Origin of the sequence: Nostoc sp. (genome assembly GCF_036917395.1) — a bacterium.
Taxonomy (GTDB): Bacteria; Cyanobacteriota; Cyanobacteriia; order Cyanobacteriales; family Nostocaceae; genus Nostoc.
This window is the reverse complement of sequence record NZ_JBALDI010000060.1, coordinates 84,785-110,922: the sequence shown is the minus strand read 5'-3', so window position 1 is coordinate 110,922 and position 26,138 is coordinate 84,785. Positions and strand designations below refer to the sequence as shown.

Here is a 26,138-nt window from a genome sequence, read left to right as displayed (position 1 = left end):
CCTCTGGCTGGAAATCTCCTTTCATTGCGGTGCCGTTAATTTTGAGGCGGAGCCTCTGATTAGGCATTCCCAGTCAGAAACTGGGAACGAGACACAAATGGTTGGAGGATAACTATAATATGCCTTCGGCTAATTTTCACCGGACAAAAATTAGAGCATCTAGCGAATATGCTCCAGGGCCTAAAACGGCGATCGCAATCAGCATGACACAATACATAAACGCTTTTTCCCAACTTGGCGGTTCGCCTTTTCCTAAAGGGCCTTTATATTGGTCTTCTGGAATTAAGTATGGATCTTGGGCTACAAAAGGTTTACTTCCAGAGACTTCTAAATATATTGCAAAAATCATTGAGCCGAGAATGGGCAATGTCGCTAAGAGTGTCAGGAATCCCACAATCAGAAAAATTCCGCCACCTAACATGGATGCAGCTGATAAAAAGCAAAGAAAGACAGGCATTTTTACAGACTCAGCCCACTGTTGAAGATGCGTTATCTTTGGATAGCCGTGGAGGATGAATAACCAGCCAAGGCTAACTCTTAGTAGTAAAAGTGCTAATCCGGGGAATCCGTCAGGATACAGATGATAAAGTGAACTTAATAGGTATGGCCCTAGCTGCGGGAAATTAAATGCTCCTAGAAAAAAGGCGATCGCTACACCACGGGCAAATTTATAAATCATTGCTGTACACCACGGGTATTAAGGTCGATAGCATATAAGGAATGACCCGCTGTGATGAACAAGCGATCGCCTTCCTTCCCACCGAAAGTTAGGTTAGTGGATGTCTCCGGTAAGAGAATTTTTCCTAACTGAGTGCCGTCAGGGGCGTATATCTGCACGCTATCCTGGGAACTAGTAAAAACATTGCCATGTTCGTCAACCCGAAATCCATCAGGTTGTCCTGGATCGATGACACAGAATACACGGCCATTCTTCACATGGCCATCGTCCATAACCTCATACACGCGAATATGATGAGGTCCTCCAGGTATATTAAACGCGGCTGTATCTGAAACATACAGCAGGCTCTCGTCTGGGCTGAAAGCCAGCCCATTAGGGCGCACCATGTCTGTTACTATAGGAGAAATTTCACCAGTAGCAGGGTCAAAGCGATACACGTAACTTCCGGGTTGTTCTTGTTCGCCGCCGTAACCTTGATTTGGCTCGGTGATCCCATAAGGCGGATCGGTAAACCAAATTGTGCCGTCGCTTTTCACTACTAAATCATTTGGACTGTTGAGGCGTTTGCCTTGGTAGCGATCAACTAAAACCTTCCATTCACCATCGTCTTCGCGTCGGATAATGGCACGCAAACCGGAGGAACACGCAACTAGACGACCCTCCAAGTCTCGGTAATTACCGCTTTGGTAATCAGATGGATCTCGGAGGACGCTCACGTTTTCAGTAGCACTCCAGTGTAATAAACGGTTGCCGTGAGCATCGCTCCATATAATACTGTCGTCTTCATGGAAGTAAAGAGGACCTTCGCTATGGACTGCACCGTTTGCAAGCTTTTGGAGTGAAGCATCTGGAGGTATAATAGCACGCAGGCGATCGTCATAAATCTCAATGGCTTCAGTCATAGGAATCTCCTGTTATTTAACTTGCTTACTGATAATAAATAGCAGGTTAAAGTTAATATCAATTTAAAAACTAATAGGTTATAAAATTTATCCGCACTTTTTTTTATAGATATCAAATATGCTTGACTTACATAATATATAAATAAAAGTCAAATTAAAATGAAATTTTAGCATCTCTTTAGGCATAAATCAAAATTAAGCCATTGGGTAGAATCTAAAATTATAGATTGATAATACCTTTGTTGCTCTGGGTTATGCCAATCCATCTCTAGCCAAAAATTTTCCCAATTCTCAGTTACAAATCTTAGTTAAAACAATTTTTTTCATAGTTTTCCTATGTCTAAAGGCTGAATTTATGATTTTAGATATAAACTATTGATAAATTGAAAAATTCAGACTTTGTGATATAAAGAAAAGCGTGCAAGCAAAAAATATCTGAATATTTCTTAATTTGGCACAAATTGTTCACAATGAAGAAATAGCTTATGGATAAAGGTAAAGTAGCTGTAATTACTGGAGGTGATTCCGGTATTGGAAAAGCGACAGCTAAATTGCTCACTGATGAAGGTGCAAAGGTTACAATTTATGCAAGTTCTTTGTTGTTAGATCAATTCGTAATAAAGGGGTGTAAGTCTTGCGCTCGGACTCAGATTGCATCAGTTTTTTCGGGTTTTAATCTGTTGCAGGATTTGAAATAATTGATATAACTATTATTATTAATTTAAGAGTTGATTATGAAACAGATAGAAGCAGTTGTTGCCAATATAAATGATCTAAATGATGGGGAAATGCGACAGGTAGCTGTCGGCGAGACAGAAATTTTACTGACCCGATTAGATGGAAAGTTTCATGCCGTCGGCGCACACTGCTCTCATTATAAAGCGCCATTGGCAGAGGGGGTGCTGAGTGGACATCATGTTGTTTGCCCCTGGCACAATGCCTATTTTGACGTGACGAGTGGGGATCAACTAGAACCACCTGGCTTGGATTCTTTAGCCTGTTATCAGGTACGGATTGAAGGTGAAAACGTCATTGTCAGCGTCCCAGAGAAAACAACGGGATTACGATCGCCTGCAATGGCGCAATTTAACCCCGACGCTGATAAACGCACATTTGTGATCTTAGGCGCAGGGGCGGCGGGTGTCCATGCCGCAGAAACTTTGCGAGTAGCTGGATATCAAGGGCGAATTGTCATGATCACTCAGGATGACAGGCTACCCTACGATCGCACCAAGCTGAGTAAAGACTATTTCATTGGTGAAACATCCTTAGAGGAAATGCCCCTGCGATCGCCAGATTTCTACAAAGAACACGCCATTGAAGTACTGTTGAATAAGCGAGTTGAACAGGTGCAAACAACGGCAAAAGTGATCACCTTTAGCGATAGCGACGCAGGAGCGTCTGGTGATTCGTTAACCTATGATGCCTTGCTGGTAGCAACAGGAGGAAAACCACTCCAGCTAGATATTCCCGGTGCAGACTTGCAAAATATTCTCACATTACGCAGTTTTGATGATACTGACCGCATTTTGACACTGAGCAAGCAAAAAGGACAAGCAGTAGTCATTGGCTCCAGTTTTATCGGCATGGAAACAGCAGCTGGGCTGAGTCAACACGGCTTACAAGTAACTGTTGTTTCACCGGATTCTGTACCTTTTAAGAAAACCCTTGGTGAGGAAATTGGCAAAATATTTCAGCAAGTTCATGAGGAAAACGGTGTTTCCTTTAAGTTTGGTAGGAAAGCGGTTCAATTTGAAGGTAGTGACAAGGTAGAAGCTGTAATTTTAGATAATGGCGATCGCCTCAAAGCAGATATAGTAATTGTCGGAATTGGTGTACAGCCTGCAACAGACTTTCTTGAGGGGATCGATTTGCATCCCAAAGATGGCAGTGTTGTTGTTGATGAATACTTGCGTGCAGCTGATAGCATCTATGCCGCAGGCGATATTGCCCGTTATCCCGATTGGCGCACAAATGAACCACTTCGGGTTGAACATTGGCGAGTTGCAGCACAGCAGGGGCGAATTGCAGCTCATAACATGGCAGGGAAAGCAGTTAAATTTAGAGGGCTTCCTTTGTTTTGGACGATGCAATTCAAGTTTCCCTTGCGCTACATCGGCCACGCCGAAAGTTGGGATGAGATAATTGTAGATGGGGATTTGCAAAAACCGGAATTTATTGCTTTCTACGTCAAAAACAATCAAGTCTTGGCAGTTGCAACCAGCCAGAAAGATACGGAAACAGCAGCTATCTCAGAATTGATGCGCTTGAACCAAACGTTAACTGTTGAGGAATTACGGCGTGGTACAGTTGATTTGATTCAAAGGCAGCCAGTTAATAACAAGCAATAGGTTTGAGACAAGAGTAATTTTGCATCTCCTGCATATATGACAAACATCACTGAACACTACGACATCATCATTATCGGTACGGGAGCAGGTGGAGGGACACTGGCTCACCGCCTCGCACCTACAGGTAAAAAAATTCTAGTGCTGGAACGAGGCGACTTTTTACCGAGAGAGAAAGCTAACTGGAGTCCAGGGGAAGTTTATCAAAAACATCGCTACCACGCAGATGAGGAATGGTATAACAAGGAAGGCAAAACCTTTAAACCGCAGACAGGCTACTGGGTTGGCGGCAATACCAAACTCTACGGTGCAGCCTTGATTAGATTACGCGAGCGAGATTTTGAAAGGGTAATTCACAAGGGAGGAATTTCTCCAGAATGGCCACTCAAGTACTCAAACTTTGAGCCGTACTATACCCAGGCAGAAAAGCTGTATGATGTGCATGGCAAGCAAGGGGAAGACCCAACCGAACCACCTCGTAGTGAACCATATCCCTATGAGCCAGTGAGTCATGAGCCGGATATGCAGGAATTGGCTGATGGCATCCGCGAACTAGGTTACTACCCATTTCATCTACCACTGGGATTAAAACTCAATGAAAGCGATCGCACTAAAAGTCCCTGTATTCGCTGCGATACTTTTGATGGATACCCCTGTCTGGTAGATGCAAAAGCCGATGCTGATGTTAATGCCATTCGTCCCACCCGCGAAATGTATGCTAATTTCACCCTTTTAACTAATGCCAAAGTCTTACGGCTGCATACCAGTGAGTCGGGGCGAGAGGTTACGAGTGTAGAAACTGAAATTGCCGGAGAGTCACATTGGTTTGCAAGTGATATTGTAGTTGTTGCTTGTGGCTCTATTAACTCGGCTCTGTTGCTTTTACGCTCTGCTAATGACAAACATCCCAATGGATTAGCAAACAGTTCCGATCAGGTGGGACGCAATTATATGAAACAGTTGGAAACTGCGATCGTTTCCATACATCTAAATGTAAATCGTGCCAACTTTCAGAAAACGATCGCCGTCAACGATTTTTATTGGGGAGAGCCGGATTTTCCTTATCCAATGGGGATGGTGCAAAATACTGGCAACGTCCTAACTGATATGATTCCCGGCGAGGCTCCGCCGCTGATGGCTCCGTTTATTAAACTGATTCCTGAGTTTGAGCTACATCTAGTTGCCGAGCGTTCAGTGGGCTGGTGGTTGCAAACAGAAGATTTACCAGACCCGAATAATCGAATTCGAGTGGTGGGTGAGAAGACTTACATTGACTATACACTCAACAATACCGAAGCAGGCGATCGCTTAATCCATCGTTGGACATCTGTACTCAAGTCAATTCCTAACTCCGCTAAACACGTCCTACCATTTAGTATTTATCCCCGCACTACTATACCAGAACAAGCAGTTGCCCATCAATGCGGTACTTGCCGATTTGGCACAGATCCTAAAACCTCAGTCCTTGACATCAATTGCCGTACCCATGATGTCGATAATCTCTATGTGGTTGATAGTAGTTTCTTTCCGTCAAATTCAGGTGCTAACCCGACATTAACAATTATGGCGAATGCATTGCGGGTTGGCGACCGCATAGCTGAACGCTTGAAATCAAAAGGAGGAACATGATGACAAACGATGAACAGCAAATTAAACAACAACAATCACAGATTGAATCTCAACAAATTGCCTCAGATGCAACGGATTCTCATCCTATAGTTACAAGTTTAGGAGCTGTGGGGGGTGGCGTAGCAGGAGCCGCACTGGGTCGCTCAATTGCGGGTAAACTAGGTGCTGCGATCGGTGGGGTTGCAGGAGCGATCGCTGGTGGCGTTGCAGGTAATCAGCTAGTAGCGTACACTGAGGAATTCATTGAAGAACTCCAGCCGATTACTGGATTGCGATTAGGAGCTGATCACAAACCAATTGAACTACCCACTCACTACACTTGGGAAGAACTACAGGCGCTGTCAAAATCCCAAGGTGGAGAAATCCAAGTTACCTAAGCTAAAATGGTATAAAGCACCGTCCAAAAGCTTTAGTGCGTTTGGATTAATCTCCATAACGCACCCTACATATATATAGTTATATTTTTTCACAAAATTAAATCAGATTGCTACTATATTGCCCCCAACTGAGAACCACTATAACTCCTGAGATTTTTGTGCTACTAAGAAAGACGACGTAACACCATCAGAGAGCGGTCTGTAACTGGCACAGTTTGCTCACCCATAATCAATTTTCCTGAGTTAAGAAAGCGAGATTCGTTGGTGTCAATAATTATTTCCCATTCTCTGTCCTGGAAAACATTGGGTAAGGCAAACTCAATCGTTTCGTAGTGAGCATTAAAAAACAGCAGAAAGCTCTCATCAATAATACGTTCACCGCGAGGGCCAGGAGTAACAATGCCCTCGCCATTCAAGAAGATTTCCATAGCTTTGGCATAACTAACTAGCCACTGCTTTTCTGTCATTTCACTACCATCGGCATTAAACCAACCAATATCACTAATACCCAAACCGTAAATCGGACGGGCTTGAAACCACTTACGCCGTCGAAATGCTGGATGCTGATGACGAAAATTAATCAGTTGGCGGGTAAAGTCTAATAGTTCAGCATTAGACTTTTGTAAACTCCAATCACGCCAGGAAATTTCATTGTCTTGGCAGTAGACATTGTTGTTACCCTTCTGACTAAAACCAATTTCATCTCCTCCTAATAGCATGGGTATGCCTTGAGATAGCATTAAAGTTGCTAAAAAGTTGCGCCGCTGACGTTCCCGTAAGCGAATCACGTCTGGCTCAAGGGTTTCTCCTTCTACACCGCAATTCCAAGATCGGTTATGACTTTCCCCATCCCGGTTATCTTCGCCATTGGCCTGATTATCCTTTTGGTTGTAACTTACCAAATCATTGAGCGTGAACCCATCATGAGCAGTGATGAAATTAATACTGGCACTGGGATTGCGCCCGTTTGCTTGGTAAAGATCAGGGCTACCAGTAAAACAGTAAGCAAATTGTCCGAGGCTATCATCCTCACCACGCCAAAAATCCCGCACAGTATCACGATACCTGCCATTCCATTCAGACCAACGTAAAGGAAAATTGCCAACTTGATAACCGCCTTCTCCTAAATCCCAAGGTTCAGCAATCAGCTTCACATCTGCCAGAACTGGATCTTGATGAATAATATCAAAAAAAGCTGCGAGATTATCTACTTCATATAGTTCTCGCGCTAATGCCGAAGCTAAATCAAAGCGAAAGCCATCAACATGCATTTCTGTTACCCAATAGCGCAGACTATCCATGATTAACTTCAGAACTTGGGCATGACGCACATTCAGAGAGTTGCCGCAACCTGTGAAGTCCATGTGGTAACGAGAGTTATCTTTGATCAAGCGGTAGTACACACTATTATCGATGCCTCGCAGCGACAATGTTGGTCCTAAATGATTGCCTTCGCCAGTGTGGTTATAAACTACATCTAAAATTACTTCAATGCCAGCAAAGTGTAAGTCCTTTACCATCTGCTTAAACTCGGTCACTTGTTCTCCGAGTGAGCCACTAGCACTGTAACCGGAGTGGGGTGTGAAATAATTAATGGAATCGTAACCCCAATAGTTTTTCAGTCCTTTATTCACCAGAAATCCTGGAGAAGATAAAAAGTGATGTACAGGCATCAATTCTACAGATGTGATTCCTAGTTGTTGGAGATATTGAATTGCCGCTGGATGTCCCAGCCCTGCATAAGTACCACGTAATTCTTCTGGAATATCCGGGTGTAACTTAGTAAAACCTTTAACGTGAGTTTCATAAATAATAGTTTCGTGCCACGGCCTACCAAGTGGTTTGTCGTCTCCCCAATCAAAGGACTGATCAACAACAACACACTTTGGCATAATTTGGGCATTATCTAAATCTGAAAAAGCTAGGTCTTCTTCTGGTGCATCTAAAGGATAGCCAAAAATAGCTGAACTCTCGTTAATTTCCCCATCAATTGCCTTGGCATAGGGATCAATTAGTAGTTTATTAGGGTTAAAGCGATGACCAGCTTCTGGGGCCCAATGGCCATGTACTCTAAACCCATAGCGTTGTCCGGGGCCAACTCCTGGTAAATAAGCGTGCCAAACAAAATTATTTTTTTCTGTTAAAGGTAAGCGAATTTCCTGATTATCAGCATCAAACAAACAAAGTTCTACACCTGTTGCATTTTCGGAAAATAAAGCGAAGTTCGTGCCTTTGCCATCCCAACTAGCACCCAAGGGATATACATTTCCCGGCCATACAGATACATACATAAGTGAAATACCAAAAGCTAATTTTACTGTTACTAACAAACTTGAAGATGTGTTGAATAGTAATTTCTGTAAGTTAATTTCAACATGAAAGCTAACAAATTTGAATTAAGGAAATCTTATCATAGAGCTTTTATAATTAAAAAGTCTTATCAGCAGATGACAAGGATTGGTTTTCACTTCCAGCTAGAAGATAATTTTTGGTATTGTCAATTGATAATATCAATATTGAGAAGGCCATTATTACTACTTGACTCATACTTGACTCATAAATTTGCTAAGAAGTTTATTTGCCAAATATTTCAATTCTAATAGTTCTCTCAAAAATAGCGGACATTTACATCTACCAAAATGACGTAATTTATCTCAGTCAACGTGTAGATTTACTTAAAACATCTTTTGTGCATCTTTAATGTCAATTTTTGGATTGACTCATATAGTATTTGCTTAATGTATCTGTTAATACTAATAAAAAGGCACATTGAAACGAATGTTGCTAGGCGGTTGTATAGCACTAGGAGTGATAACTATAAAATTAAAGCATGAGTGGCGATTGACGGTGGCAAGTATTAGAGACATCGCACTTACTGATTACATCTACTTTGCCACGCTCAATCTAATTAATTAGAGTTAAATATATTTAATAGTCTGTCAACAAAACTTGAAATTATTTATGAACAGCCAACTTAATTTGCTTACAGCAAGCAAGTTACTAGCCCTAATTTTCTTGGTACTAGCCAACGGCTTTTTTGTGGCAGCAGAATTTGCCTTAGTCGTTTTACGTCGTAGTCGTGTCGAGCAGCTAGTTGCTGAAGAACATCCTCGGGCAAAGGCTTTACAACGTGCAGTCAACAACTTGGATTCTTATCTAGCAGCAACTCAACTTGGCGTTACTATGTCTTCTCTGGGCTTAGGTTGGATTGGAGAACCAGCACTAGCTGTAATCGTTGAGCCTGCTTTCCACTGGCTGCCGAAATCCTTGGCCTTGTTGAGCGCCCATACCCTATCAGTGATTGTAGCATTCATAATCATTACCTGTCTCCATATCGTTTTGGGAGAATTAGCTCCTAAAAGTCTGGCACTTCAACGTACAGAAGGCACTGCCTTCGCTGTGATTAATCTGTTAGAACTATACTTAGCTATATTTCGCCCAGCTGTCGAGGGTTTGAATAATATCGGAAATTTCGTTCTCAAACTTATCGGCTTGCAACCAGGAAATGCCGAACAATTATTTCATTCTACTGAAGAATTGAAACTTTTAGTCGCAGCTAGTCATGAAGCAGGTTTATTGGGGTCAGCCGAACAAGATGTAGTGGAGCGAGTGTTTAGTATTGGCGATCGACGAGTTAGTGCGTTTATGACACCACGTACAGAGATGGAATGGCTTGACATTGATCAGCCGCTTGAAATAGTCCGCCATCAAGTCATCAAAAGTATGCATTATTTCTTTCCTGTTGGACAGGATAGCGTTGATAATTTATTAGGTGTTGTACAAACCAAAGAATTTTTAGCTCATAATCCAACTCAACCGATTGAATTGCAAGCCTTATTAAAACCAATCTTGTATGTGCCAGAAAGTATGAATGCTTTGAAACTCCTGGATTTGTTTAAGAAATCTGGGACTCACATTGCCTTAATCGTGGATGAGTATGGTGTGACACAAGGTTTGGTTACACTCACTGACATTATAGAAGCGATTGTGGGTGATATCCCGTCGAGTGAAGACCTAACTGACCCTGAGATTGTACAACGCGAGGATGGATCTTGGTTGTTAGATGGACTATTGCCCATTGACGAGTTGAAAGAAATTCTCGACCTCAAAAAGTTACCACCACAGGCAGGAATCAATTATCAAACTTTAGGGGGTTTTATTGTGAACCAGCTTGGGCATATTCCCTCTACTGCTGAATATTTTGAGTGGGTGGGACTACGTTTTGAAGTAATTGATATGGATGGTAACCGAGTTGATAAAGTGCTGGTTGCTCGTGTAAGCACTCATTCAAAGGCTGTCTGATTTTTAATTTTTTATTTCCAAAGGAAGATGATTTGAATTCGGATATCTGTCTTAAGATAAATAGAATTTAACTGAGGTAACCATTAAAATGTCTGAGTTAGAAAAAATCACCTGACTCAGAGCAAAAATATGTTGGGTATACTTTGGGGAATTGTAGTAGTACTATTTGCTTTTTGGGCATTAGGACTCGCACTTCATATCGCTGGAAATTTAATTCATATATTGTTAATTGTAGCCATAGGGCTTGCTATCTATAATTTTGCTAAAAGCCGTGCTATGTAGATGAATAAATGATCATACGTTCATGACTTTTAACTCAGTTAGCTGCATAAGAAGCTACATAGCCCAATAGTAGTTTTGTTAATAAGGTGATTATTGGTTGTGGAGCACCAGCGACTGTCCTTCATCCAGTCTCGAATGGCGATCGCCTTTGACAAGACTTAAAGCTTTCAGATGTTACACTCTCTAAGAGCGATCGCACCCCTCCTAAAATACCAAGAGCTTACCTTTGTGGCTTCACCCAACCAGAATTAATTAATCTGATTTCTTACTGTATTGCGTCGTGATCGCCTGTTTCGCCTTTGTTTAAGTCTGCAACAGACAGGTACTTGTCCCCCAACTGTCACTTGACGGCAAGTTAAACCAGATAGCCGAATTTTGACTAAATGGCGTCATTTCGTCCAAATATTTTGGTTAGCGATGGAACGCACCTCGATCCGTGTAGGCAGGATTTCGTCCTGGTAGGAACGATCAGCCACGGTTTGCAATGCACGGATATCGTCATCGCTGACCGGGCGTAGCTCTCGCGCTCCGCGCTGGGTAATGGATTTGGAGGTATTCAGTGGCAAGCGCGACAGTTTCGCGTAAACCTGAGCATAGGCGTCTGGATTCGCGATCGCCCAATCATTGGCTTTGTTCAACCGCTTTAAAAAATCAGCGATCGCCGCCCGCTTGCCCGGATCGGCCAGGGCATCGTCGCTTGCAGTGATTAACGACAATCCACTGTTGATGCCCTTACCGTCGCGCAGCACCCGCCCACCACTTTCCTGCGCCACGTAGAAGTAGGGATCAAAGGTCGCCCACACTTCGATCCTCTTGGATAAAAAAGCCGCAGCCGCATCGGTCGGCAGCACAAATTTAACCGTTACGTCAGTGCGTTTAAGACCAGCCTCTTCGAGCGCACCGTAGAGTTGGTATTGCGAGACACTGCCCCGCGCCGAGGATACTACCACAGTCTTACCCTTCAGGTCAGCTACGCCTTTGATGGGAGAATCAGCCTGAACGATGATGCCAAGTCCTTCGCCCTTGCTGACCCTGGTTGCAAGGATCTTCAGTGGTGTCTGACCTACGGCTGCGGCCAAAACTGGAAGATCGCCGGCGGGCGCGGTATCGACTGCACCCACACGCAGCGCCTCAAACAAAGGTGCTGCCCCCTGGAAGCTTGCCCATTTGTATTTATACGGTACACCTTCAAGTGCATTGGCGGCTTCAACAAGGGCCCGCGTGCCACCGACTTGATCGCCTAGCACCACAGTGACTTGCGACAGATCAACAGTTGCCGTTTTTTGCGGGCTGGCTACCTGCCCACACCCATACAGTCCTAGCAAAGGGAGGAATGCAGCAAACAGCATAAGTGTTTTGTTGGCATGGTTGAATTGAATCATGTTTGACTTCTACACTCCGATACTTTTATAATTCCTGTTTTGTATGTTGACCCCAAGGTTCACGAGCGAAGATCCGATGTACCATCGGCTCAAAGAAAGTCAGTGGCAGAGTATCATAGTTTGGATCAAATGATTCTTGATCCCACTTATGGCAGAACTCAGTGGTGCAATCAAAGTAAGGATGACCTCGAAACTTTTCTCTAGCATGGCGATCGCGTCCTGTATGATGCCAGAAATAATAGCCTTGGAAAATCCCATGATGTTCAACTATCCAATGGGTAGCTGGACTTACATAAGGTTTGAGGATGGCTGCTGCTAGCTGGGCGTGATTTACGGGTGCTAGTAAATCTCCAATATCGTGAAGCAACGCAGCCACCACGACCTCTTCTTGTGCCTCATCCCGAAAAGCCCGTGTTGCCGTTTGTAGCGAATGCTGATAGCGATCAATTAGATTTCCTGGATAACTCTCTTGTAAGCCAACTAAAAGTGTCAAGGCGCGATCTCCAACCTGATTCAACAAAGGCTTAGAGTGTTCCTGTAACAGCAAATAATCCTCCTTTGTTCCATCTGCCATTCTTGTATAGGTGGCAATAGGTCTTTCTGTAAATGAGTTTGACATTACATTCCTCCTGATGTAAACCTCAAAATTCTTTGTTTATCCAATGCGAGTTATTTTTTGCAACTTAGTACAGCATTTAATTAATTTGTAGTGAATTAAATTTGACAATATCTTACAGTTTCAATGCGTCTTGATGCAATGTTAATGCGTCCCTCTACAATGCCAATGTATCTTGATGCAATGTTAATGTGTCTCATTACAATGCCAATGCATCTTGATGCAATGTTAATGTGTCTCTTACAATGCCAATGTATCTTGATGCAATGTTAATGTGTCCTCTTACAATGCCAATGTATCTTGATGCAATGCTAATGCGTCCCTCTATAATAAAAACGCTACGCTTTTACGCAAAAGTGTACTTAGTTAAGCGAGCTGGGTTAAATTTTCTTACATTACTCAACCTATAAACTAATGGTGTGACAGCAAACAAGGCAGTTTGCACATAGAGTGAAAGACAGTTACTCCAAATGACTCTAATAGAGTAGCCTCACTCTGATTGGTATACCTTAAAACTTTCATATTAGCGGCCACACCTGCACGCACACCCAAAACACTATCTTCTACAACAGTGCAAGATGAAGGCTGAACTCCCATATTTTTGGCTGCATATAAGAATAAGTCAGGTGCTGGCTTCCAGCTTCCAATTTCATAGGAGCTAAAGATACGTCCTTCAAATCGAGGTAGTAAGTTAGTCACACGTAGAGCTAACTTAATTTTTTCCAGTGGCCCACTGGAAGCAACGCAGATAGGTAGATTGATTTCGTCTAAAGCCGCCTCTATCCCAACCACCGGAAGCAGTTCACGCTCGAATGCTTCGGCAGTGCGGGCACGAAGCTGAGTCACAAAATCTTGCGGCAATTTCTGCTCAAGCCTTTGCTCAATGACAGCAACACAATCAGCCATTTTGCAACCCTTGAATAATAAAATGGCTTCTTCAAGCTCCAACGCGAGTCCGAATTCTGCGACAAATTGGACAAGAACGCGATTGCCCAATGTCTCGCTGTCTACTAATACTCCGTCACAGTCAAAAATAACCAGTTCTGTCGGCACTCGTATTATTGATTTTTGGTCAACTATAGTAATCCTATTTGAGTTAATAAAAATTATCGTAGACGCGCAGCGGCTTGCCGCAGGCTACCGCCCTTCGGGTTCACCAGTCGCCAAAAGCGCCAAGGGATAAACAGAAAAGTTCATAAATCTAGGACTAGCTTTTTCAAGGTGATTTGTAAAATCTCTTTTTTCTCTTTGCGTTCTTTGCGTCTGTGCGGTTAAAAAGTCTTTTGTTTAACCACAGAGAACACAGAGTCAACAGGTTAAATAGGAGTTTCTTGAGCTAAATTTTTACCCACCTTGAAAGGGCTAGTCCTAAATCTGTTCCCTATCATCTGTTACCTATTCCCTTACTTCTTCCCCAGTACCAGATATTGCTATGGGCGACTGGCAGAGGCGGTTGGGTACTGATGTCCTAAGATGGGATGGGGTGTGTAAGGTTCTTCAAGGAACTTGCGTTCTTCATCGGAAAGCTTCAAATCCACCGCCTCCACTGCTTCTTTGAGATGCTCTATCTTACTAGCACCAACAATCGGAGCCGTTACACCCGGTTGATGCAACAACCAAGCCAAGGCAATTTGTGTTGGTTTAACACCGCGTTTTTGGGCTAACTCTACGACGCGATCGACTATTTGGAAATCCGAATCTTGATAGTAGAGATTGTGAGCAAATTCATCGGTTTTAGCCCGCACAGTTTCCCCATAGCTTTGCTTGCTGCGATTTCCCGCCAGAAAGCCTCGTGCTAGAGGACTCCAGGGAATGATCCCAATTCCTTGATCTAGAGATAAAGGTATCACCTCTCTCTCTTCTTCTCGATAAACCAAATTGTAGTGATTTTGAATAGATATAAAGCGAGTCCAGCCGTGTTTGTCAGCCGTGTAAAGGGCTTTGGCGAACTGCCATGCGTAAACACTTGAGATTCCTAAGTAACGAACTTTACCTGATTTGACTACATCATGCAGTGCCTCTAGGGTTTCCTCAATGGGCGTTTCGTAATCCCAGCGGTGAATTTGGTACAAATCGACGTAATCTGTTTGTAGCCGCTGTAATGAGGCATCAATGCTATCAAAAATATGTTTGCGAGATAGACCTTGATCATTAGGTCCATCACCGATTTTATTAAAGACTTTGGTAGCAATGACAACTTGATCTCTTTTCGCAAAATCCTTAAGCGCCCGTCCTAAGATTTCTTCGCTGGCACCTAAAGAGTAAACATCGGCGGTGTCAAAGAAGTTAATCCCCAATTCCAAAGCTAGTTTAATAAACGGGCGACTCTCTTCTTCTTCTAGTACCCATTCTCGCCATTTCCGAGAACCGTAAGTCATAGTACCTAGAGTAAGGCGTGATACTTTCAGTCCACTTTTTCCCAGATTTACGTATGTCGTCATACTGTTTGCTCTACTTTTTGATAACGTTGTGATAGTTCTAAAGCAAGTTGAGAAGCTTGATTTGCTTCATCGATGTGTCCTAGCTGGCTGTAAGTATTAGCTAATTCCCGCTGAATCACTGGAATATTGCCACGGGCAGCATTGCGCTTTTCCAGGACATTCAAGGCTTTGTGATACTGCCGATCGCGAATCAGTGCATCAAGATAAATTTGCTCAAATAAATCTCGTTGAGCATGAGATCCACCTGTGGAGTATAAATCTGGTAACACTGGCTCTAGTTGAGCGATCGCCCTCTCCCAATCTCCACGAGCATGAGCAATCATCCCCGTAGCAGCTGGTACTCCTACCTCTAGCCAAGTACGCCGCACGTAGGGTAAGACTTTCTCTCCATGAGTTTGCATACTCTCTAACATCTGTGCCGCCCAGTCATCTTTACCGCCCCGCACCAGTGCATAGATGTATTGTAAATCTAGGAAGGCGAGGACGTGTTCGTGTAGCCGTGGTTGCAGGTAAGCAGCAAGTTCCTGCCAGCGCGAACCGACATCTACACCGCGTAACTCTAGCCGCAACAATAATGCGATCGCATTAATCTGTTCGCGTCTATTGTCTTTTTCGGCACGTCCCCAAATGTTTCGGTCATAAATTTCTACTACCTTGGCAAAATTCTCTGCATCCAGGTAGTAAAGGGATGTGTGCCACCAAAGATGTCCGTAAAACACTGGGCTACCATATTCCCAGGTATCGCTGAGACTTTCCATTAAGGCGATCCCTTCATCTAAGCGCCCTTGAGTTTCTAACACATGAGCAAGGGCGTGGTGTGCCCAACGGTTATCTCGTTTCAGGGCGATCGCTTGCCTGGCATATGTTTCTGCTTCTGCTAAACGATGACACTCTTCTAGCCCGAAGGCCAACATTCCGTAGATATACGGGTTGTGACGATTGGCGGCGAAAACTTTTTCGGCAATTCGCAGCATCCCTTGACTGTTACCGGAATTTCTATAGTGGTATTGTGCAACATGCAACGAGGCTAAATCGCGGGGATAGCTATCAGCGATCGCTTCATGGTGAGCGATCGCTTGGGCAATATCTCGGTTTGCCCATGCTTCAATTGCAGCAACATAAAGTTTTTCGCGATCATTAGCGTGGGTGAGGTTTGCTTTTGCCACATTGAGATAAGATGTCGCCTGAGTTAAGGCAACAGAGCCACCAGCAAACAGATAAAAGGCGGCAGCTTGAGCATTGGCGATCGCACAGGCTGGATCTGCCTCAACTGCTTTGAGAATAACTTGGGCATCGTTACCAACACCCAATAATTGATCGACAAAGCTATCGATGGCATTTACTGCTGCTGATGAGTCGGTAGTAATTTCGAGTTCAAATGCATCTTTTACCATTGGTTTCCCAGAGCATTGCACTGCTACAAGCATAACTTTGCAAAAGCTAGGCTATAGACTACTGTATCTCAATCGTGTTACCGGAGTTAATAATGATTTGATTAAGAATTTCGTACAAATGCTCATGTGATGGCGATCGCTATTCTCAAAATTAAGCAGTTTAGGAGTTGCGATCGCCTCTGAAAACGCCAAGACACACAACTACTTTTGTTGGTGTTAGTTTTTTCCAGAAGTTATTTTTTCACCTTCGTAAGCGAGAGCCTGATCACCTGCTTGGGCAAATGTGTGGGCGAGTTCAACTAGCTGTTGTCGCTCTTGCTCATCAAAAATACCAGCTGGAGGAGGCATCCGTTTCTCTTTGATTTGGTGCACAGTTTCGTGCCGTAAAGAGAGTGCCTGATTGGGATAACTCAGGATTAATAAGGGATTTTGCTTACTGGCATTGTCAGGACTGTGGCAGACAACACAAGCATTCTGCCGCAGTTTTACTTCAAACGCACGATAAGCAGCATCAAATTTGGCGATATGTGGGTTCGATGGAGCAATTTTTTGCGGTCTATTGATTTTTTGGCAATTGTATGTTTGGATTACCCAAGTTCCCGCCTTACTGATTCCTGGCCCAATAGCAGTCCTAGAAGTACTGTGGCGCGACTTATTAAGTCAAAAACTGCTGCAAGCTACACTCAGTATTTTATCGGTGTTTTGTATTGTTGGTATGGTCTTGGGTGTGATTGTAGGTAAGGCTTTAGCAGCTTTCGCCAAAGTTTCTCGTTTTGGTCAAGATTTGCTAATTGTGATGAGTTCAATGCTGTATCCCTTACCTGCGATCGCTATTTTACCCCTAGTGATCATTTGGTTTGGGTTAACTTCTGTTTCTCTAATCGTAGTTACTGCCCATGCTACAACTTGGCCTATTGCCCTGAATACAGAAATGGGACTAAGTACCATAAACCCAACGGTTCTGATGGTGGGGAAAAACCTCGGTCTAAATGGTTTCAGACTGATTCGATAAATTATGCTCCCTGCTGCATTGCTTCACATTTTAACAGGCTTGAGAACTGCTTGGGCTTTTGGTTGGCGCACTGTAATTGCATCTGAGTTAGTCTTTGGTTCAGGGGGTGCTACTAGCGGTTTGGGATGGCAGATTAATAACAGTCGCTACTTCCTCCAAACCGATCGCGTATTTGCCGGATTAGTGGTGATTGCAATTTTGGGTTTAGCTGTCGATTATATTTTTCGATTAATTGAAATCAAAACTGTAGAAAAATGGGGTATGAAACGTAGTTAAACTTGGGTTTGGATGAAGTATTAAAGGCGGTTGTTGTTGTTGTAATGTCGAGTTGAGAGAATTAGGCGTAGGCGTAGCCCGTCGTAGACATCGCTTCCAAACAAGATCCAATCAAAGCGGATTTAGCCTTTATTTGACTGTGGAAGTAAGCCCAACTCTGCATAAATTGGATGCACTATCTTTCTTATTTGGGGTAGTTGTCTACTAAAGAAATATGCTCCTAAAATGCAACAAATTCCGCCAAATAATAAAGCATTGGTAACACCCAGATGACCTGCCAATGCCCCGAAAAATAAATTACCAAAAGGCAAGATTCCTAAAAAACCAGTTGTAAATAGACTAGTTACTCTACCTCTTTTATCTTCATCCAGAAGAATCGATTGCATAAAGTTATTAATAGAAGCCAGAGTTAGAGTATTATTCATACCTATAATAAACATGAATACTAGACAAATCTCTAAATTGGTTAAGCGAGAAAAAACTATTAAACCTAAACCGAGAATTGCGGCAGAACTTGCTATAATTTTTCCCAATCCGATGACATTTTTTCTGGAGATCAGATAAATACCTGAAACTATGGAACCCAGTGCCGAAGCTGTCATCAAAAATCCCATAGTCTCAGCGTTACCCTTCAAAACTTCTTGAGCAAAAATGGGCACTAAATTGACATGAGTCATTCCCATAAAACAGATAATAATTTGTAATATCAATAAATATTTAATTGGCAAAAATTCGTATGCGTAAACAAATCCTTCTTTGAGGTTTTCCCAAATTTGGGATTTTTGAGTCAAGGAATTATTTATGATTGGGTTTACTTTGACAGTTAAGATTGCAGATAGAAAAGGTAGATAACTAATACTATCTACTAAAAAACAAGAAGCTGTACCAGATCGAGCAATTAGTAAACCCCCAATCATCGGACTAACAAACTTCGCTGTATTAATCAAGAATGAATGGCAAGCCATCGCACTATAAGTATCTGATTTTTTATCCAAAAGTCTGGGAATAATTACCTGACGTGCTGGTAAATCGAAAGCTTTTACCGTTCCCTGAAGCGTACCGATGACAATAATCCATGCAACATTGATGTTCCCACTAAGAGTTAGAAATGTTAGTGTAGAAGATAGTATAATAGATACTAGCTGAGTAGTTAATAGGACATATCGTAAGTTCCAGCGATCTAGTAATACTCCTATCAAAGGAGTAATAATCAAGCCCATAGCTTGATTTGTAAATCCAGCCACACCAACTAATACAGCCGAATTAGTTATTTGATAAACTAGCCATACCAAAGCAATTTGAGTCATCCAAGACCCAAAAAAAGATAAGCTTTCTCCAATAACGAAACAAGAAAAATTAACGGATTTCAACGCAGACGGAAGTTCAAAATAAACAAAATTTAGCTTGTTTTTTTGGAAGTTTCCTCTATTACTTGGTATCATGAATGTTTCCCTGGTTAAAAATTGTTCCAGCCCTGTTTTTTCAAAATAGATTTCAATTGAAAATATTAATTAGTGGTTTGTAATGAGTGATTGCTCGCTAAATTTCAAGGGCTATAGCTGAATGGCATTAAGTTAAAATACAGCCTTTGCCCTGACTGGTTAAGAGCCTCAAGGCTCTTAACCAGTCAGGGAGGCAGAGCCTCTCGGAATACATTCCCAGTCTTAAGACTGGGAACGAGGCGACGAGGCGACACAAGCCTTTGGGCTTTTCCTTTAACCCATTACGCTTGGAGAAGATAATTTGCACGGACGAGGACATTAGTAGAGACATTGCATTGCAACGTCTCTACTATTTTTTTGATGGAGTTTTAGCAGACTTACATATTACCAGCCCTGAAAGAGTATTAGCAAAGCTTAATGTTTGTAACACAGAAAGTTTGTATGCTTAGTATTACAACAAGAAAATAGCACAATATGATTACAATATGTATTATACCATGTCTGGTCGAATACCCATAATTCTTACAAATCAACCCCCAACCCCTACCGCCAAGCAGCAAAGGTTTGGGGTGGTTGATCCTCAATTAAGCACAGGTGAGAAGATCATAGCCAAGCTCGGTCGTATTGAACAGGCCAGAGTTTATCGTGTCCCAGTTGTTTGGCTGCCAGATGTGGCCAGTAAGGATTGCGGAGTAGTTCACGTCCTAACAGCACTATATCAGCTACTTCTGTGCGAATAATCTCGTCAGCTTGCTCAGGGGATGTAATTAAGCCCACGGCTCCTGTATGGATATTGGCTTCGCGGCGGATGCGTTCGGCAAACTCAGTCTGATAACCAGGTTTGATTGGTATATTAATGCCCGGTATAATACCGCCCGATGAAGTATCGATGAGATCAACTCCTAGAGACTTAAGTTTGTCACTTAAAGCGATACTTTGCTCGATGTCCCAACCCTTATCTACCCAATCGGTGGCAGAAATACGTACCCACAGTGGATATGTCTCAGGCCAAACCTCTCGGACTGCTTGAACAACTTCTCTAAGCAGACGAGTCCGGTTTTCAAAGCTGCCACCATAATCATCTTGCCGTTGGTTAGAAAGAGGTGAGAGAAACTGGTGCAGTAGATAACCGTGGGCAGCATGGATTTCAACTACCTTGAAACCAGCTTCCAGAGAACGTTTGGTAGCTTCGACAAAGGCTTCAATAACTCCCTGAATTCCCTGAAGACTTAGGGCTTCTGGAACTGGGCTATCTTTGCTAAAGGCGATCGCACTACTCGAAACCAAGGGACGCCAACCTTCCTGAGATTCATCTAGCGCTTTTCCTCCCTTACTGGGTTTAGCAGTGCTGGCTTTTCTACCTGCATGAGCAAGTTGAATACCTGCAACAGCTCCGAAGTTATGAATCAATGCCACAGTTTTGGCTAAAGTTTCAATATGTGCATCTGACCAGATTCCCAAATCTTGGGGGCTAATGCGTCCGCGAGGTTCTACAGCTGCTGCTTCTGCTATCACTATACCTGCACCGCCAACTGCGCGAGAAGCTAGATGAATAACGTGCCAATCATTAGCATATCCATTTGTACTGGAATATTGACACATCGGTGAAACAGCGATGCGGTTGCGAAAGGTAACTTCACGAATCTTGAATGGTTCAAACAGGTGTGCCATTAATATTAATTCCTTCTCTTGTTAGGTGAAAGAAATTGGGGACGAATTTGCAGCATGAACTCGAATTTGCATTAAACAGTTGGAGATTTTGTGTTACATACACTGAAATGAGCGATAAACGCCACAGCCAACAAAAAGAATCCCAATGCACAAACGCCGTTCCACTGCCACAATCCCCAGGTATAAGTACCGATAAAAGAGCCGAGTGCGCCGCCAGTGTAGTTAGTGACCATGTACACTGTATTCAAACGGCTCTCAGCATTTGGAACTAAGTTATAGACGCGGATTTGGTTTGAAACGTAACCAGTGTGCATTCCCAAATCAAGAATAAGCACTCCTAATATATGACCCATTAAATGAGTTCCACCAGCTATCCAAAGGATGACAAAAGCTGATAGAGATAGAACAACAGCTATTCGCCCAAAGGAACTAACAACAGTAGCCCCACTGCATAGCCAGTTTGGGTGAGAGTGGGAATAAATCCCACCTGTTGGACAGAGATATTCAAGCTACGTCCCATATCAGCCAGTAGTGGCTGATTATAGTAGACATTAGCCATTGCTAAACCACGAGCGATCGCTAAAGTTAAAACGGTACTTCGCTGCGTCAGCGAATTTTTATCAGTGGTCAAAATGTGCTGCTTTTAACTCGTTATTATGCACCCAAATATGGAATAGTAGCTTAAATACTTGTTGAATGACTAGAGTCCTCATCAGGACTTGGATGAATAGGCTGATCATCAGGCTTTTGGCTCTGCAATTCCCAGATATCGTCTTTTCCTAGTTCTTGATCCACTAATAACTGTAGATGATCTGGTAATTTAGTTGTTTGCCAAATTGACCAAATTTCTCCACAACATAATTCATTTTCAATTTTTCCGAAATACATGGGTTTATTCTCCAAGTAATGTGACAATTTAAGTTTAGTAACTGGTAATTTAGTAAAGATGAAGTATAAAATTTTCATCTTTGATTCTTTCACCATCTTTAAAATACAGGTACTATTCGCCCCTGATACTACTTGTTAATAAAATCTCTAACTTGTGGAGCGTTAAGAAGTTTGTTTAGCTTCTGAATTTTTGGCTCATTTTCTCGACCCTGTAATATGACTAATGCCAAGGCATACTTTTTATCTTTAGCTGTCTCCCGTCCCATAGATTGCGGTGTTATTCCTGCTAGAGCAACAATTTGAGCCGAGGAAACAATAAAGTCTACATCATTAATAGCTCGAACTACTTGGACTCCTTCTACTTCCTTGATTCGCAAGTTTTTAGGATTCTCGGCTATATCTCTTTGAGTTACAAATTTTTTAGTATTTTCCTTAAGTTTTATTAAGCCATTATTTGCCAGTAACCTCAGTCCTCGATCATTATTTATTACATCATTGGCAATTGTGACAGTGGCATTTTGAGGAACCTCATTCACAGATTTGAGGCTTTTTAAGAAAAGACGGAGTGTGCTTAAAGAAACTAGATTTAATGGGATTAAATTGATTTTGAGTTCCTTGACAGCATTATTCATGAAAGGTCGATGTTGAAAAAAATTGGCATCGATTACTTTGTCTCTTAAAGGTATATTCGGTTGTATCCAGTCATTAAAAGTCACAACTTTTACTTCTAATCCTTCCTGAGGTGCTAGTTGAGTATCTACAAACTTCAAAATATTTTCAGATATGATTCCCGTCACCCCGACTTGAATGACTTCTTTTTGTGCAGTTGCTTGGGCTGTACCACTGTTACCTGCTATTGGACAATTTAATTGCATATTACGGTAAGTTTATAGGTTTAACGTAGTATTGACTATAAGATTTGCATAGATGAAGAGAAAAAACAAGGGTAGAGGCATACAGTTCCAAGCCTCTACAGCCAATTTATGTGGGAGAACGGGTTGCCGCCTGCGACAACGGGCTATCGGGATAATCTGCTGGACTAGTACCGCAAGGCGGAAGTCACTCATTCAAAAGTCAAAAGTATTACGGAATGGGCTTTTTAAGGTTTTTAAATGATTGCTCTATTTACGCCGTGTTGTACTAATGATCGCAGCACCTGTTTTAAAAAAAGTAGTGTCAATTGCAGTCATAAACCGCGTCCACCTTGAAAACTGTAGTTCTTTCCATATGAAAAGAAAAACCCTCATCCCCCAGCCCCTTCTCCCAATATTGGGAGAAAGGGAGCCGGAAAAAAGTCCCTGTCCTTACTGGGAGAGGGATTTAGGGTGAGGGCAAAAACTACGGTTCTCAACATAGATGAGGTTTAGTTTGGTATAATCTTTAATTTAAATTTGGTAATTGACTCTTTCCATCAACAAATAATTACAAATTACGAATTACGGATTGTTAATGCACTTCCACTTCAAACCCTGATTCGTGTAAATATTACAAGGCTTGAGTCACATTTGCTGCCTCTAGTTCGATGTGAAACTGACCAACGCGGCGATCGCCTACGGTTTCGATGCTACCGCTGAGGATATTAATATCAACATGAAAACGACGTGCTAAAGTGGCGAAAATCGGCTGACTTGCTTGTTCTCCCGCAAAGGCGATCGTTGCTAGCACTACGCCAAAACGTGCTATAGCTTTTATTAGTGCCATTCACTTTTAGATACTGTGAACTTTTTTATCGGTTGTGCTGTTTGGGCATATAAAGGTTGGGTGGGCGAACTCTATCCCCAAGGCATTCGCACTGCCGATTTTCTCCATCTCTACAGTCGTCGCTTCACGACTGTAGAAGGTAACACCACCTTTTATGCGATGCCTAACCAAGAAACTGTAACCCGTTGGGCTGCCGAAACACCAACAGGTTTTGAATTTTGTCTGAAATTACCGCGAGATATTACCCATCAAGGGTTGCTACAACCTTATATTCCGGCTGCTTTAAAATTTCTGGAAGGAATGCGCCCTTTAGAGAAGCGTCTTGGCCCAATGTTTGCCCAGTTACCACCCAGTTATGCACCTGCATTGCTTGACGATTTGACCAACTTTCTCGAAGCTTGGCCGCGTACAGAAGCACCCCTAGCGCTGGAAGTTCGGCATCGCGACTGGTTCAGGGAACCCCATGCTAGTAATTTAACGGTGCTTTTAGAAAAGCTAGGTGTGGGACGGGTACTCTTAGACTCGCGCCCCATCTACACTGGAGATGATGACCCCCAGTTACAATCGGAACGGCGTAAACCTAAATTACCCTTGCAATTGAGTGTGACAGCACCTTTTACTCTGATTCGGTTTATTTCTCATCCAAATTTATCAGTGAATCAGCCGTTTATGGAAGAGTGGGTAAGGCAGATTCAGCAATGGTTGCAGACGGGAGTGCGAATTTATTTCTTTGTCCATTGTCCAATAGAAGCGCGATCGCCTAGCATAGCCCGTCACTTCCAACAGCTATTAGAACAGAACGATACACCAGTTCCACCCCTACCTTGGAATAATCTTGAGCATCCCCCCAATCAGCTCAGTTTATGGTCTTGAAAAGCAGGGTGCAGGGGGAGTAGGGGAGTAGTCCCACAGAATGAAATTTATAATTTTTTAACTTTTAGAAGATATCTAATGTTTAGTAATTAAAAAAAGAGCGATAATTAGTTTTACGATACTTTTCTGTTAAAGCTTCATATTCCTTTCTCCTTGACAAAAGGGGTAATAGCCCCATTTGTTAAATCGTGATGAGGGTTTAAGTGATGCATAAATATATTTAACAGAAAAGCATTGATTTTTAATGTATATGTGATTTCAGCGATTTTTTTGAGAGCAGTTACATCAAAGGAGGTTGAGATGAATCGTCTTCTTTATGAAAGTTCAGTCTCATATAAAGGATATCTTATCATTCCATTTCTTTTTGGGCGAGCTGATAATTACGATATTTATTCGTATAAATTGCTATCTGAGATTGGGCACAGAAACCAATTTCATAAAGCAGAAAACCCAGCCGGAATCTATGGAAGTTGCGTTAGTAATATCGTTGATATTGCTAAAGAACATATTGATATTGCTCAAAATTCCGAATTTATTCATCGGGGCGATAGTTTTAAGTCTCGCTACATTTATCGAAACAATTTGATTATCATCTTCCAAGAAGGAGATAAATGTTTTTATGACCATTACCCACCAGAGTTATTGAATAATATTGCAGCTCCCAAATTATTCAAATCCGAATATGAATGTCTGAGTTGGATTAAGCAAGGGCTTAATGGGCAACATGTGTGGCAAAGAACTATTTGAATAAGGCAGGAGTTATCCAATTTTAGATTTTGAATTTTGAATTTTGGATTGAAGAGAAATCTAAAATTGGTAGAGTTACGAATAAAACAAGCTTAATATCTTGTTTTCACCTCGTTCCCAGTTTCCGACTGGGAACGCCTATTTTGGGGCTGCCGTCTCCCTGACTCGCGGCAGAGCCGCAATTGATTTGCATTTCCAGCCAGAGGCTGGAAACGAGGTTTTCTGGGGACTTTAGCTTAAGTTGACACGGATGAGCATTGGTGTGCCCCTACCAATGTATTTATATGATTATTAAAGTGAAACGGTGTCATCTCTGTCCGGTGAAAGTTTTATCATTAAAACCGTAGGGGGCAGGGGGAGTTTTGAATTATAGGTAATTAAGCCAACTTGATATTATCGAATGAAATTGTGTGAGTCATTTAATCTACTTTCATGACGAAATTTTTGAGCGGAAAAATAAGAAATTTTGTTTTTGTTGTAGAATATTACTTTTAAATACTTTTCTAAAATACCCAAAAGTATCTAACTGCACATCTTGGCTATGATAAATAATTTTACTAACTGGCAACCTGTGAGCGTGTAACTTATGACTATTAAAGATCCTAAGGATAATCTTCTGGTGAGTAGATAAATAATTTGATATTCAAAAAATAAATTAGTGAGATGTATGTTATGGTTTTTATAGGAATCAAAAAAGTGAAAACACAAAAAGACTTCAAGACAAGTTTGAGGCAAGCTCAAGAAAGTTTTTTTGCTCTGGTAAGTCCACTTCAATTCGCTACATCTTTTTGCCACAAAAATCTAAAACTAGATTGAGTAGGATAGTAGCCTTTGTAACAACTTGAAGTCAATCAAAATTTATCTGGGTATGAGCCAATAAGAGTTGGCTAACCTAGCTAGAGCATTACCCGTTAAAGGCAATTACTCTTGGAGTCTGGGAAGAAAGACTCTTAGTACAGCCTGACAAATCCATAAAAATACAGAATATTTACGAACTTAATCTTGCGGAAACAAACATTTTCAACCGCGAACTAAGTTGAAGCAGTTGCTGACTTTTGGAAGGAAAACTTCAAGCAGAATGGTGTAGTTCCAGAATTTTCAGGAATTTAACCATACTGTCAAAAGTCACCAAGATATTATCTAAGCCAGAGTATTAGGGGTTGCCTGTGCAGGCTT

At 42.1% G+C, this 26,138-nt stretch carries 24 protein-coding genes and 1 pseudogene; 9 read left to right on the top strand and 16 right to left on the bottom strand.

Annotated elements, in window-relative coordinates; genetic code table 11:
- Positions 1–136 precede the first annotated feature (136 nt).
- Complete coding sequence (locus V7K46_RS21215; protein ID WP_335116523.1) at positions 137–679, bottom strand: DoxX family protein; 543 nt, start codon at positions 677–679, stop codon at positions 137–139.
- Complete coding sequence (locus V7K46_RS21210; RefSeq protein ID WP_335116521.1) at positions 676–1,581, bottom strand: SMP-30/gluconolactonase/LRE family protein; 906 nt, start codon at positions 1,579–1,581, stop codon at positions 676–678. The genes V7K46_RS21215 and V7K46_RS21210 overlap by 4 nt, the downstream gene beginning before the upstream one ends.
- A gap of 485 nt (positions 1,582–2,066) precedes the next feature.
- Between V7K46_RS21210 and V7K46_RS21205 the strand changes: the two genes are divergently transcribed.
- From V7K46_RS21205 to V7K46_RS21190, 4 genes are read left to right on the top strand one after another with little or no spacing between them, the layout of a single operon-like run.
- Positions 2,067–2,279 carry an SDR family NAD(P)-dependent oxidoreductase gene (locus tag V7K46_RS21205; RefSeq protein ID WP_335116519.1) on the top strand — a complete coding sequence of 71 codons (213 nt, stop codon included), beginning with the start codon at positions 2,067–2,069 and terminating at the stop codon, positions 2,277–2,279.
- Positions 2,280–2,315: 36 nt separating this feature from the next.
- Positions 2,316–3,932: an FAD-dependent oxidoreductase gene (locus tag V7K46_RS21200; RefSeq protein WP_335116517.1), complete on the top strand. Its 1,617-nt coding sequence runs from the start codon at positions 2,316–2,318 to the stop codon at positions 3,930–3,932.
- Between the two features lie 36 nt (positions 3,933–3,968).
- Positions 3,969–5,558 (top strand): GMC family oxidoreductase, encoded by a 1,590-nt coding sequence (locus V7K46_RS21195; RefSeq protein WP_335116515.1) that lies wholly within the window; start codon positions 3,969–3,971, stop codon positions 5,556–5,558.
- The gene (locus V7K46_RS21190; RefSeq protein ID WP_335116513.1) at positions 5,555–5,935 is read left to right on the top strand and encodes a hypothetical protein; all 381 of its coding nucleotides are present in this window, start codon (positions 5,555–5,557) and stop codon (positions 5,933–5,935) included. Before V7K46_RS21195 ends, V7K46_RS21190 begins: the two co-directional genes overlap by 4 nt.
- Positions 5,936–6,099: 164 nt before the next feature.
- Here the strand turns inward: V7K46_RS21190 and glgX are convergent, their stop codons facing one another.
- The gene (gene glgX / locus V7K46_RS21185) at positions 6,100–8,226 is read right to left on the bottom strand and encodes a glycogen debranching protein GlgX (RefSeq protein ID WP_335116511.1); all 2,127 of its coding nucleotides are present in this window, start codon (positions 8,224–8,226) and stop codon (positions 6,100–6,102) included.
- 670 nt (positions 8,227–8,896) lie between these two features.
- Between glgX and V7K46_RS21180 the strand changes: the two genes are divergently transcribed.
- A complete protein-coding gene (locus tag V7K46_RS21180; protein WP_335116509.1) occupies positions 8,897–10,237 on the top strand; it encodes a hemolysin family protein in 1,341 nt (446 codons plus the stop codon).
- A gap of 129 nt (positions 10,238–10,366) precedes the next feature.
- Positions 10,367–10,519, top strand: coding sequence for a lmo0937 family membrane protein (locus V7K46_RS21175; RefSeq protein ID WP_335116507.1), 153 nt, complete (start codon positions 10,367–10,369; stop codon positions 10,517–10,519).
- Positions 10,520–10,908: 389 nt separating this feature from the next.
- Here the strand turns inward: V7K46_RS21175 and V7K46_RS21170 are convergent, their stop codons facing one another.
- From V7K46_RS21170 to V7K46_RS21145, 6 genes are all read right to left on the bottom strand, one after another.
- A complete protein-coding gene (locus tag V7K46_RS21170) occupies positions 10,909–11,901 on the bottom strand; it encodes an ABC transporter substrate-binding protein (RefSeq protein ID WP_335116505.1) in 993 nt (330 codons plus the stop codon).
- A 25-nt stretch (positions 11,902–11,926) separates the two neighbouring features.
- Entirely contained in the window at positions 11,927–12,520 is a 594-nt protein-coding gene (locus V7K46_RS21165; protein ID WP_335116503.1) for an HD domain-containing protein, read from the bottom strand.
- Positions 12,521–12,928: 408 nt separating this feature from the next.
- The gene (locus V7K46_RS21160) at positions 12,929–13,570 is read right to left on the bottom strand and encodes an HAD family hydrolase (RefSeq protein ID WP_335116501.1); all 642 of its coding nucleotides are present in this window, start codon (positions 13,568–13,570) and stop codon (positions 12,929–12,931) included.
- 377 nt (positions 13,571–13,947) lie between these two features.
- The gene (locus V7K46_RS21155; RefSeq protein ID WP_273764200.1) at positions 13,948–14,958 is read right to left on the bottom strand and encodes an aldo/keto reductase; all 1,011 of its coding nucleotides are present in this window, start codon (positions 14,956–14,958) and stop codon (positions 13,948–13,950) included.
- Positions 14,955–16,352: a tetratricopeptide repeat protein gene (locus V7K46_RS21150; RefSeq protein ID WP_335116499.1), complete on the bottom strand. Its 1,398-nt coding sequence runs from the start codon at positions 16,350–16,352 to the stop codon at positions 14,955–14,957. Before V7K46_RS21150 ends, V7K46_RS21155 begins: the two co-directional genes overlap by 4 nt.
- Before the next feature lie 216 nt (positions 16,353–16,568).
- Positions 16,569–16,700 carry a hypothetical protein gene (locus V7K46_RS21145; RefSeq protein WP_335116497.1) on the bottom strand — a complete coding sequence of 44 codons (132 nt, stop codon included), beginning with the start codon at positions 16,698–16,700 and terminating at the stop codon, positions 16,569–16,571.
- Positions 16,701–17,067: 367 nt separating this feature from the next.
- Here V7K46_RS21145 and V7K46_RS21140 point away from each other — a divergent pair.
- Positions 17,068–17,640: pseudogene (locus V7K46_RS21140) on the top strand (ABC transporter permease).
- A gap of 122 nt (positions 17,641–17,762) precedes the next feature.
- On the opposite strand, the gene V7K46_RS21135 reads toward V7K46_RS21140, so the two are convergent.
- The 7 genes from V7K46_RS21135 to V7K46_RS21105 form a co-directional block, all read right to left on the bottom strand.
- Complete coding sequence (locus V7K46_RS21135) at positions 17,763–19,082, bottom strand: MFS transporter (protein ID WP_335116495.1); 1,320 nt, start codon at positions 19,080–19,082, stop codon at positions 17,763–17,765.
- A gap of 603 nt (positions 19,083–19,685) precedes the next feature.
- Complete coding sequence (namA, locus tag V7K46_RS21130) at positions 19,686–20,753, bottom strand: NADPH dehydrogenase NamA (RefSeq protein WP_335116493.1); 1,068 nt, start codon at positions 20,751–20,753, stop codon at positions 19,686–19,688.
- 71 nt (positions 20,754–20,824) lie between these two features.
- Positions 20,825–21,106, bottom strand: a complete 282-nt coding sequence (locus V7K46_RS21125; protein WP_335116491.1) for a hypothetical protein — start codon at positions 21,104–21,106, stop codon at positions 20,825–20,827.
- 59 nt (positions 21,107–21,165) lie between these two features.
- Positions 21,166–21,384 carry a hypothetical protein gene (locus tag V7K46_RS21120; RefSeq protein WP_335116489.1) on the bottom strand — a complete coding sequence of 73 codons (219 nt, stop codon included), beginning with the start codon at positions 21,382–21,384 and terminating at the stop codon, positions 21,166–21,168.
- Positions 21,385–21,434: 50 nt separating this feature from the next.
- Entirely contained in the window at positions 21,435–21,641 is a 207-nt protein-coding gene (locus V7K46_RS21115; RefSeq protein ID WP_334722940.1) for a hypothetical protein, read from the bottom strand.
- Between the two features lie 128 nt (positions 21,642–21,769).
- Positions 21,770–22,516: a MetQ/NlpA family ABC transporter substrate-binding protein gene (locus tag V7K46_RS21110; RefSeq protein WP_335116487.1), complete on the bottom strand. Its 747-nt coding sequence runs from the start codon at positions 22,514–22,516 to the stop codon at positions 21,770–21,772.
- A gap of 610 nt (positions 22,517–23,126) precedes the next feature.
- On the bottom strand, positions 23,127–23,342 hold the full coding sequence (locus V7K46_RS21105; RefSeq protein WP_335116485.1) for an NIL domain-containing protein: 216 nt from the start codon (positions 23,340–23,342) through the stop codon (positions 23,127–23,129).
- Positions 23,343–23,357: 15 nt separating this feature from the next.
- Here V7K46_RS21105 and V7K46_RS21100 point away from each other — a divergent pair, with 15 nt between their 5' ends.
- The gene (locus V7K46_RS21100; RefSeq protein WP_335116483.1) at positions 23,358–24,215 is read left to right on the top strand and encodes a DUF72 domain-containing protein; all 858 of its coding nucleotides are present in this window, start codon (positions 23,358–23,360) and stop codon (positions 24,213–24,215) included.
- 300 nt (positions 24,216–24,515) lie between these two features.
- A complete protein-coding gene (locus V7K46_RS21095; RefSeq protein WP_335116481.1) occupies positions 24,516–24,962 on the top strand; it encodes a hypothetical protein in 447 nt (148 codons plus the stop codon).
- Positions 24,963–26,138 lie beyond the last annotated feature (1,176 nt).

What these genes read in the sequence shown, in the direction of transcription:
- V7K46_RS21215 (WP_335116523.1), bottom strand. Translation starts at nt 679, where the DNA reads ATGATTTATAAATTTGCCCGTGGTGTAGCGATCGCCTTTTTTCTAGGA.
- V7K46_RS21210 (WP_335116521.1), bottom strand. Translation starts at nt 1,581, where the DNA reads ATGACTGAAGCCATTGAGATTTATGACGATCGCCTGCGTGCTATTATA.
- V7K46_RS21205 (WP_335116519.1), top strand. Translation starts at nt 2,067, where the DNA reads ATGGATAAAGGTAAAGTAGCTGTAATTACTGGAGGTGATTCCGGTATT.
- V7K46_RS21200 (WP_335116517.1), top strand. Translation starts at nt 2,316, where the DNA reads ATGAAACAGATAGAAGCAGTTGTTGCCAATATAAATGATCTAAATGAT.
- V7K46_RS21195 (WP_335116515.1), top strand. Translation starts at nt 3,969, where the DNA reads ATGACAAACATCACTGAACACTACGACATCATCATTATCGGTACGGGA.
- V7K46_RS21190 (WP_335116513.1), top strand. Translation starts at nt 5,555, where the DNA reads ATGATGACAAACGATGAACAGCAAATTAAACAACAACAATCACAGATT.
- glgX (WP_335116511.1), bottom strand. Translation starts at nt 8,226, where the DNA reads ATGTATGTATCTGTATGGCCGGGAAATGTATATCCCTTGGGTGCTAGT.
- V7K46_RS21180 (WP_335116509.1), top strand. Translation starts at nt 8,897, where the DNA reads ATGAACAGCCAACTTAATTTGCTTACAGCAAGCAAGTTACTAGCCCTA.
- V7K46_RS21175 (WP_335116507.1), top strand. Translation starts at nt 10,367, where the DNA reads ATGTTGGGTATACTTTGGGGAATTGTAGTAGTACTATTTGCTTTTTGG.
- V7K46_RS21170 (WP_335116505.1), bottom strand. Translation starts at nt 11,901, where the DNA reads ATGATTCAATTCAACCATGCCAACAAAACACTTATGCTGTTTGCTGCA.
- V7K46_RS21165 (WP_335116503.1), bottom strand. Translation starts at nt 12,520, where the DNA reads ATGTCAAACTCATTTACAGAAAGACCTATTGCCACCTATACAAGAATG.
- V7K46_RS21155 (WP_273764200.1), bottom strand. Translation starts at nt 14,958, where the DNA reads ATGACGACATACGTAAATCTGGGAAAAAGTGGACTGAAAGTATCACGC.
- V7K46_RS21150 (WP_335116499.1), bottom strand. Translation starts at nt 16,352, where the DNA reads ATGGTAAAAGATGCATTTGAACTCGAAATTACTACCGACTCATCAGCA.
- V7K46_RS21145 (WP_335116497.1), bottom strand. Translation starts at nt 16,700, where the DNA reads ATGCCTCCTCCAGCTGGTATTTTTGATGAGCAAGAGCGACAACAGCTA.
- V7K46_RS21135 (WP_335116495.1), bottom strand. Translation starts at nt 19,082, where the DNA reads ATGATACCAAGTAATAGAGGAAACTTCCAAAAAAACAAGCTAAATTTT.
- namA (WP_335116493.1), bottom strand. Translation starts at nt 20,753, where the DNA reads ATGGCACACCTGTTTGAACCATTCAAGATTCGTGAAGTTACCTTTCGC.
- V7K46_RS21125 (WP_335116491.1), bottom strand. Translation starts at nt 21,106, where the DNA reads ATGGGTCATATATTAGGAGTGCTTATTCTTGATTTGGGAATGCACACT.
- V7K46_RS21115 (WP_334722940.1), bottom strand. Translation starts at nt 21,641, where the DNA reads ATGTATTTCGGAAAAATTGAAAATGAATTATGTTGTGGAGAAATTTGG.
- V7K46_RS21110 (WP_335116487.1), bottom strand. Translation starts at nt 22,516, where the DNA reads ATGCAATTAAATTGTCCAATAGCAGGTAACAGTGGTACAGCCCAAGCA.
- V7K46_RS21105 (WP_335116485.1), bottom strand. Translation starts at nt 23,342, where the DNA reads ATGGCACTAATAAAAGCTATAGCACGTTTTGGCGTAGTGCTAGCAACG.
- V7K46_RS21095 (WP_335116481.1), top strand. Translation starts at nt 24,516, where the DNA reads ATGAATCGTCTTCTTTATGAAAGTTCAGTCTCATATAAAGGATATCTT.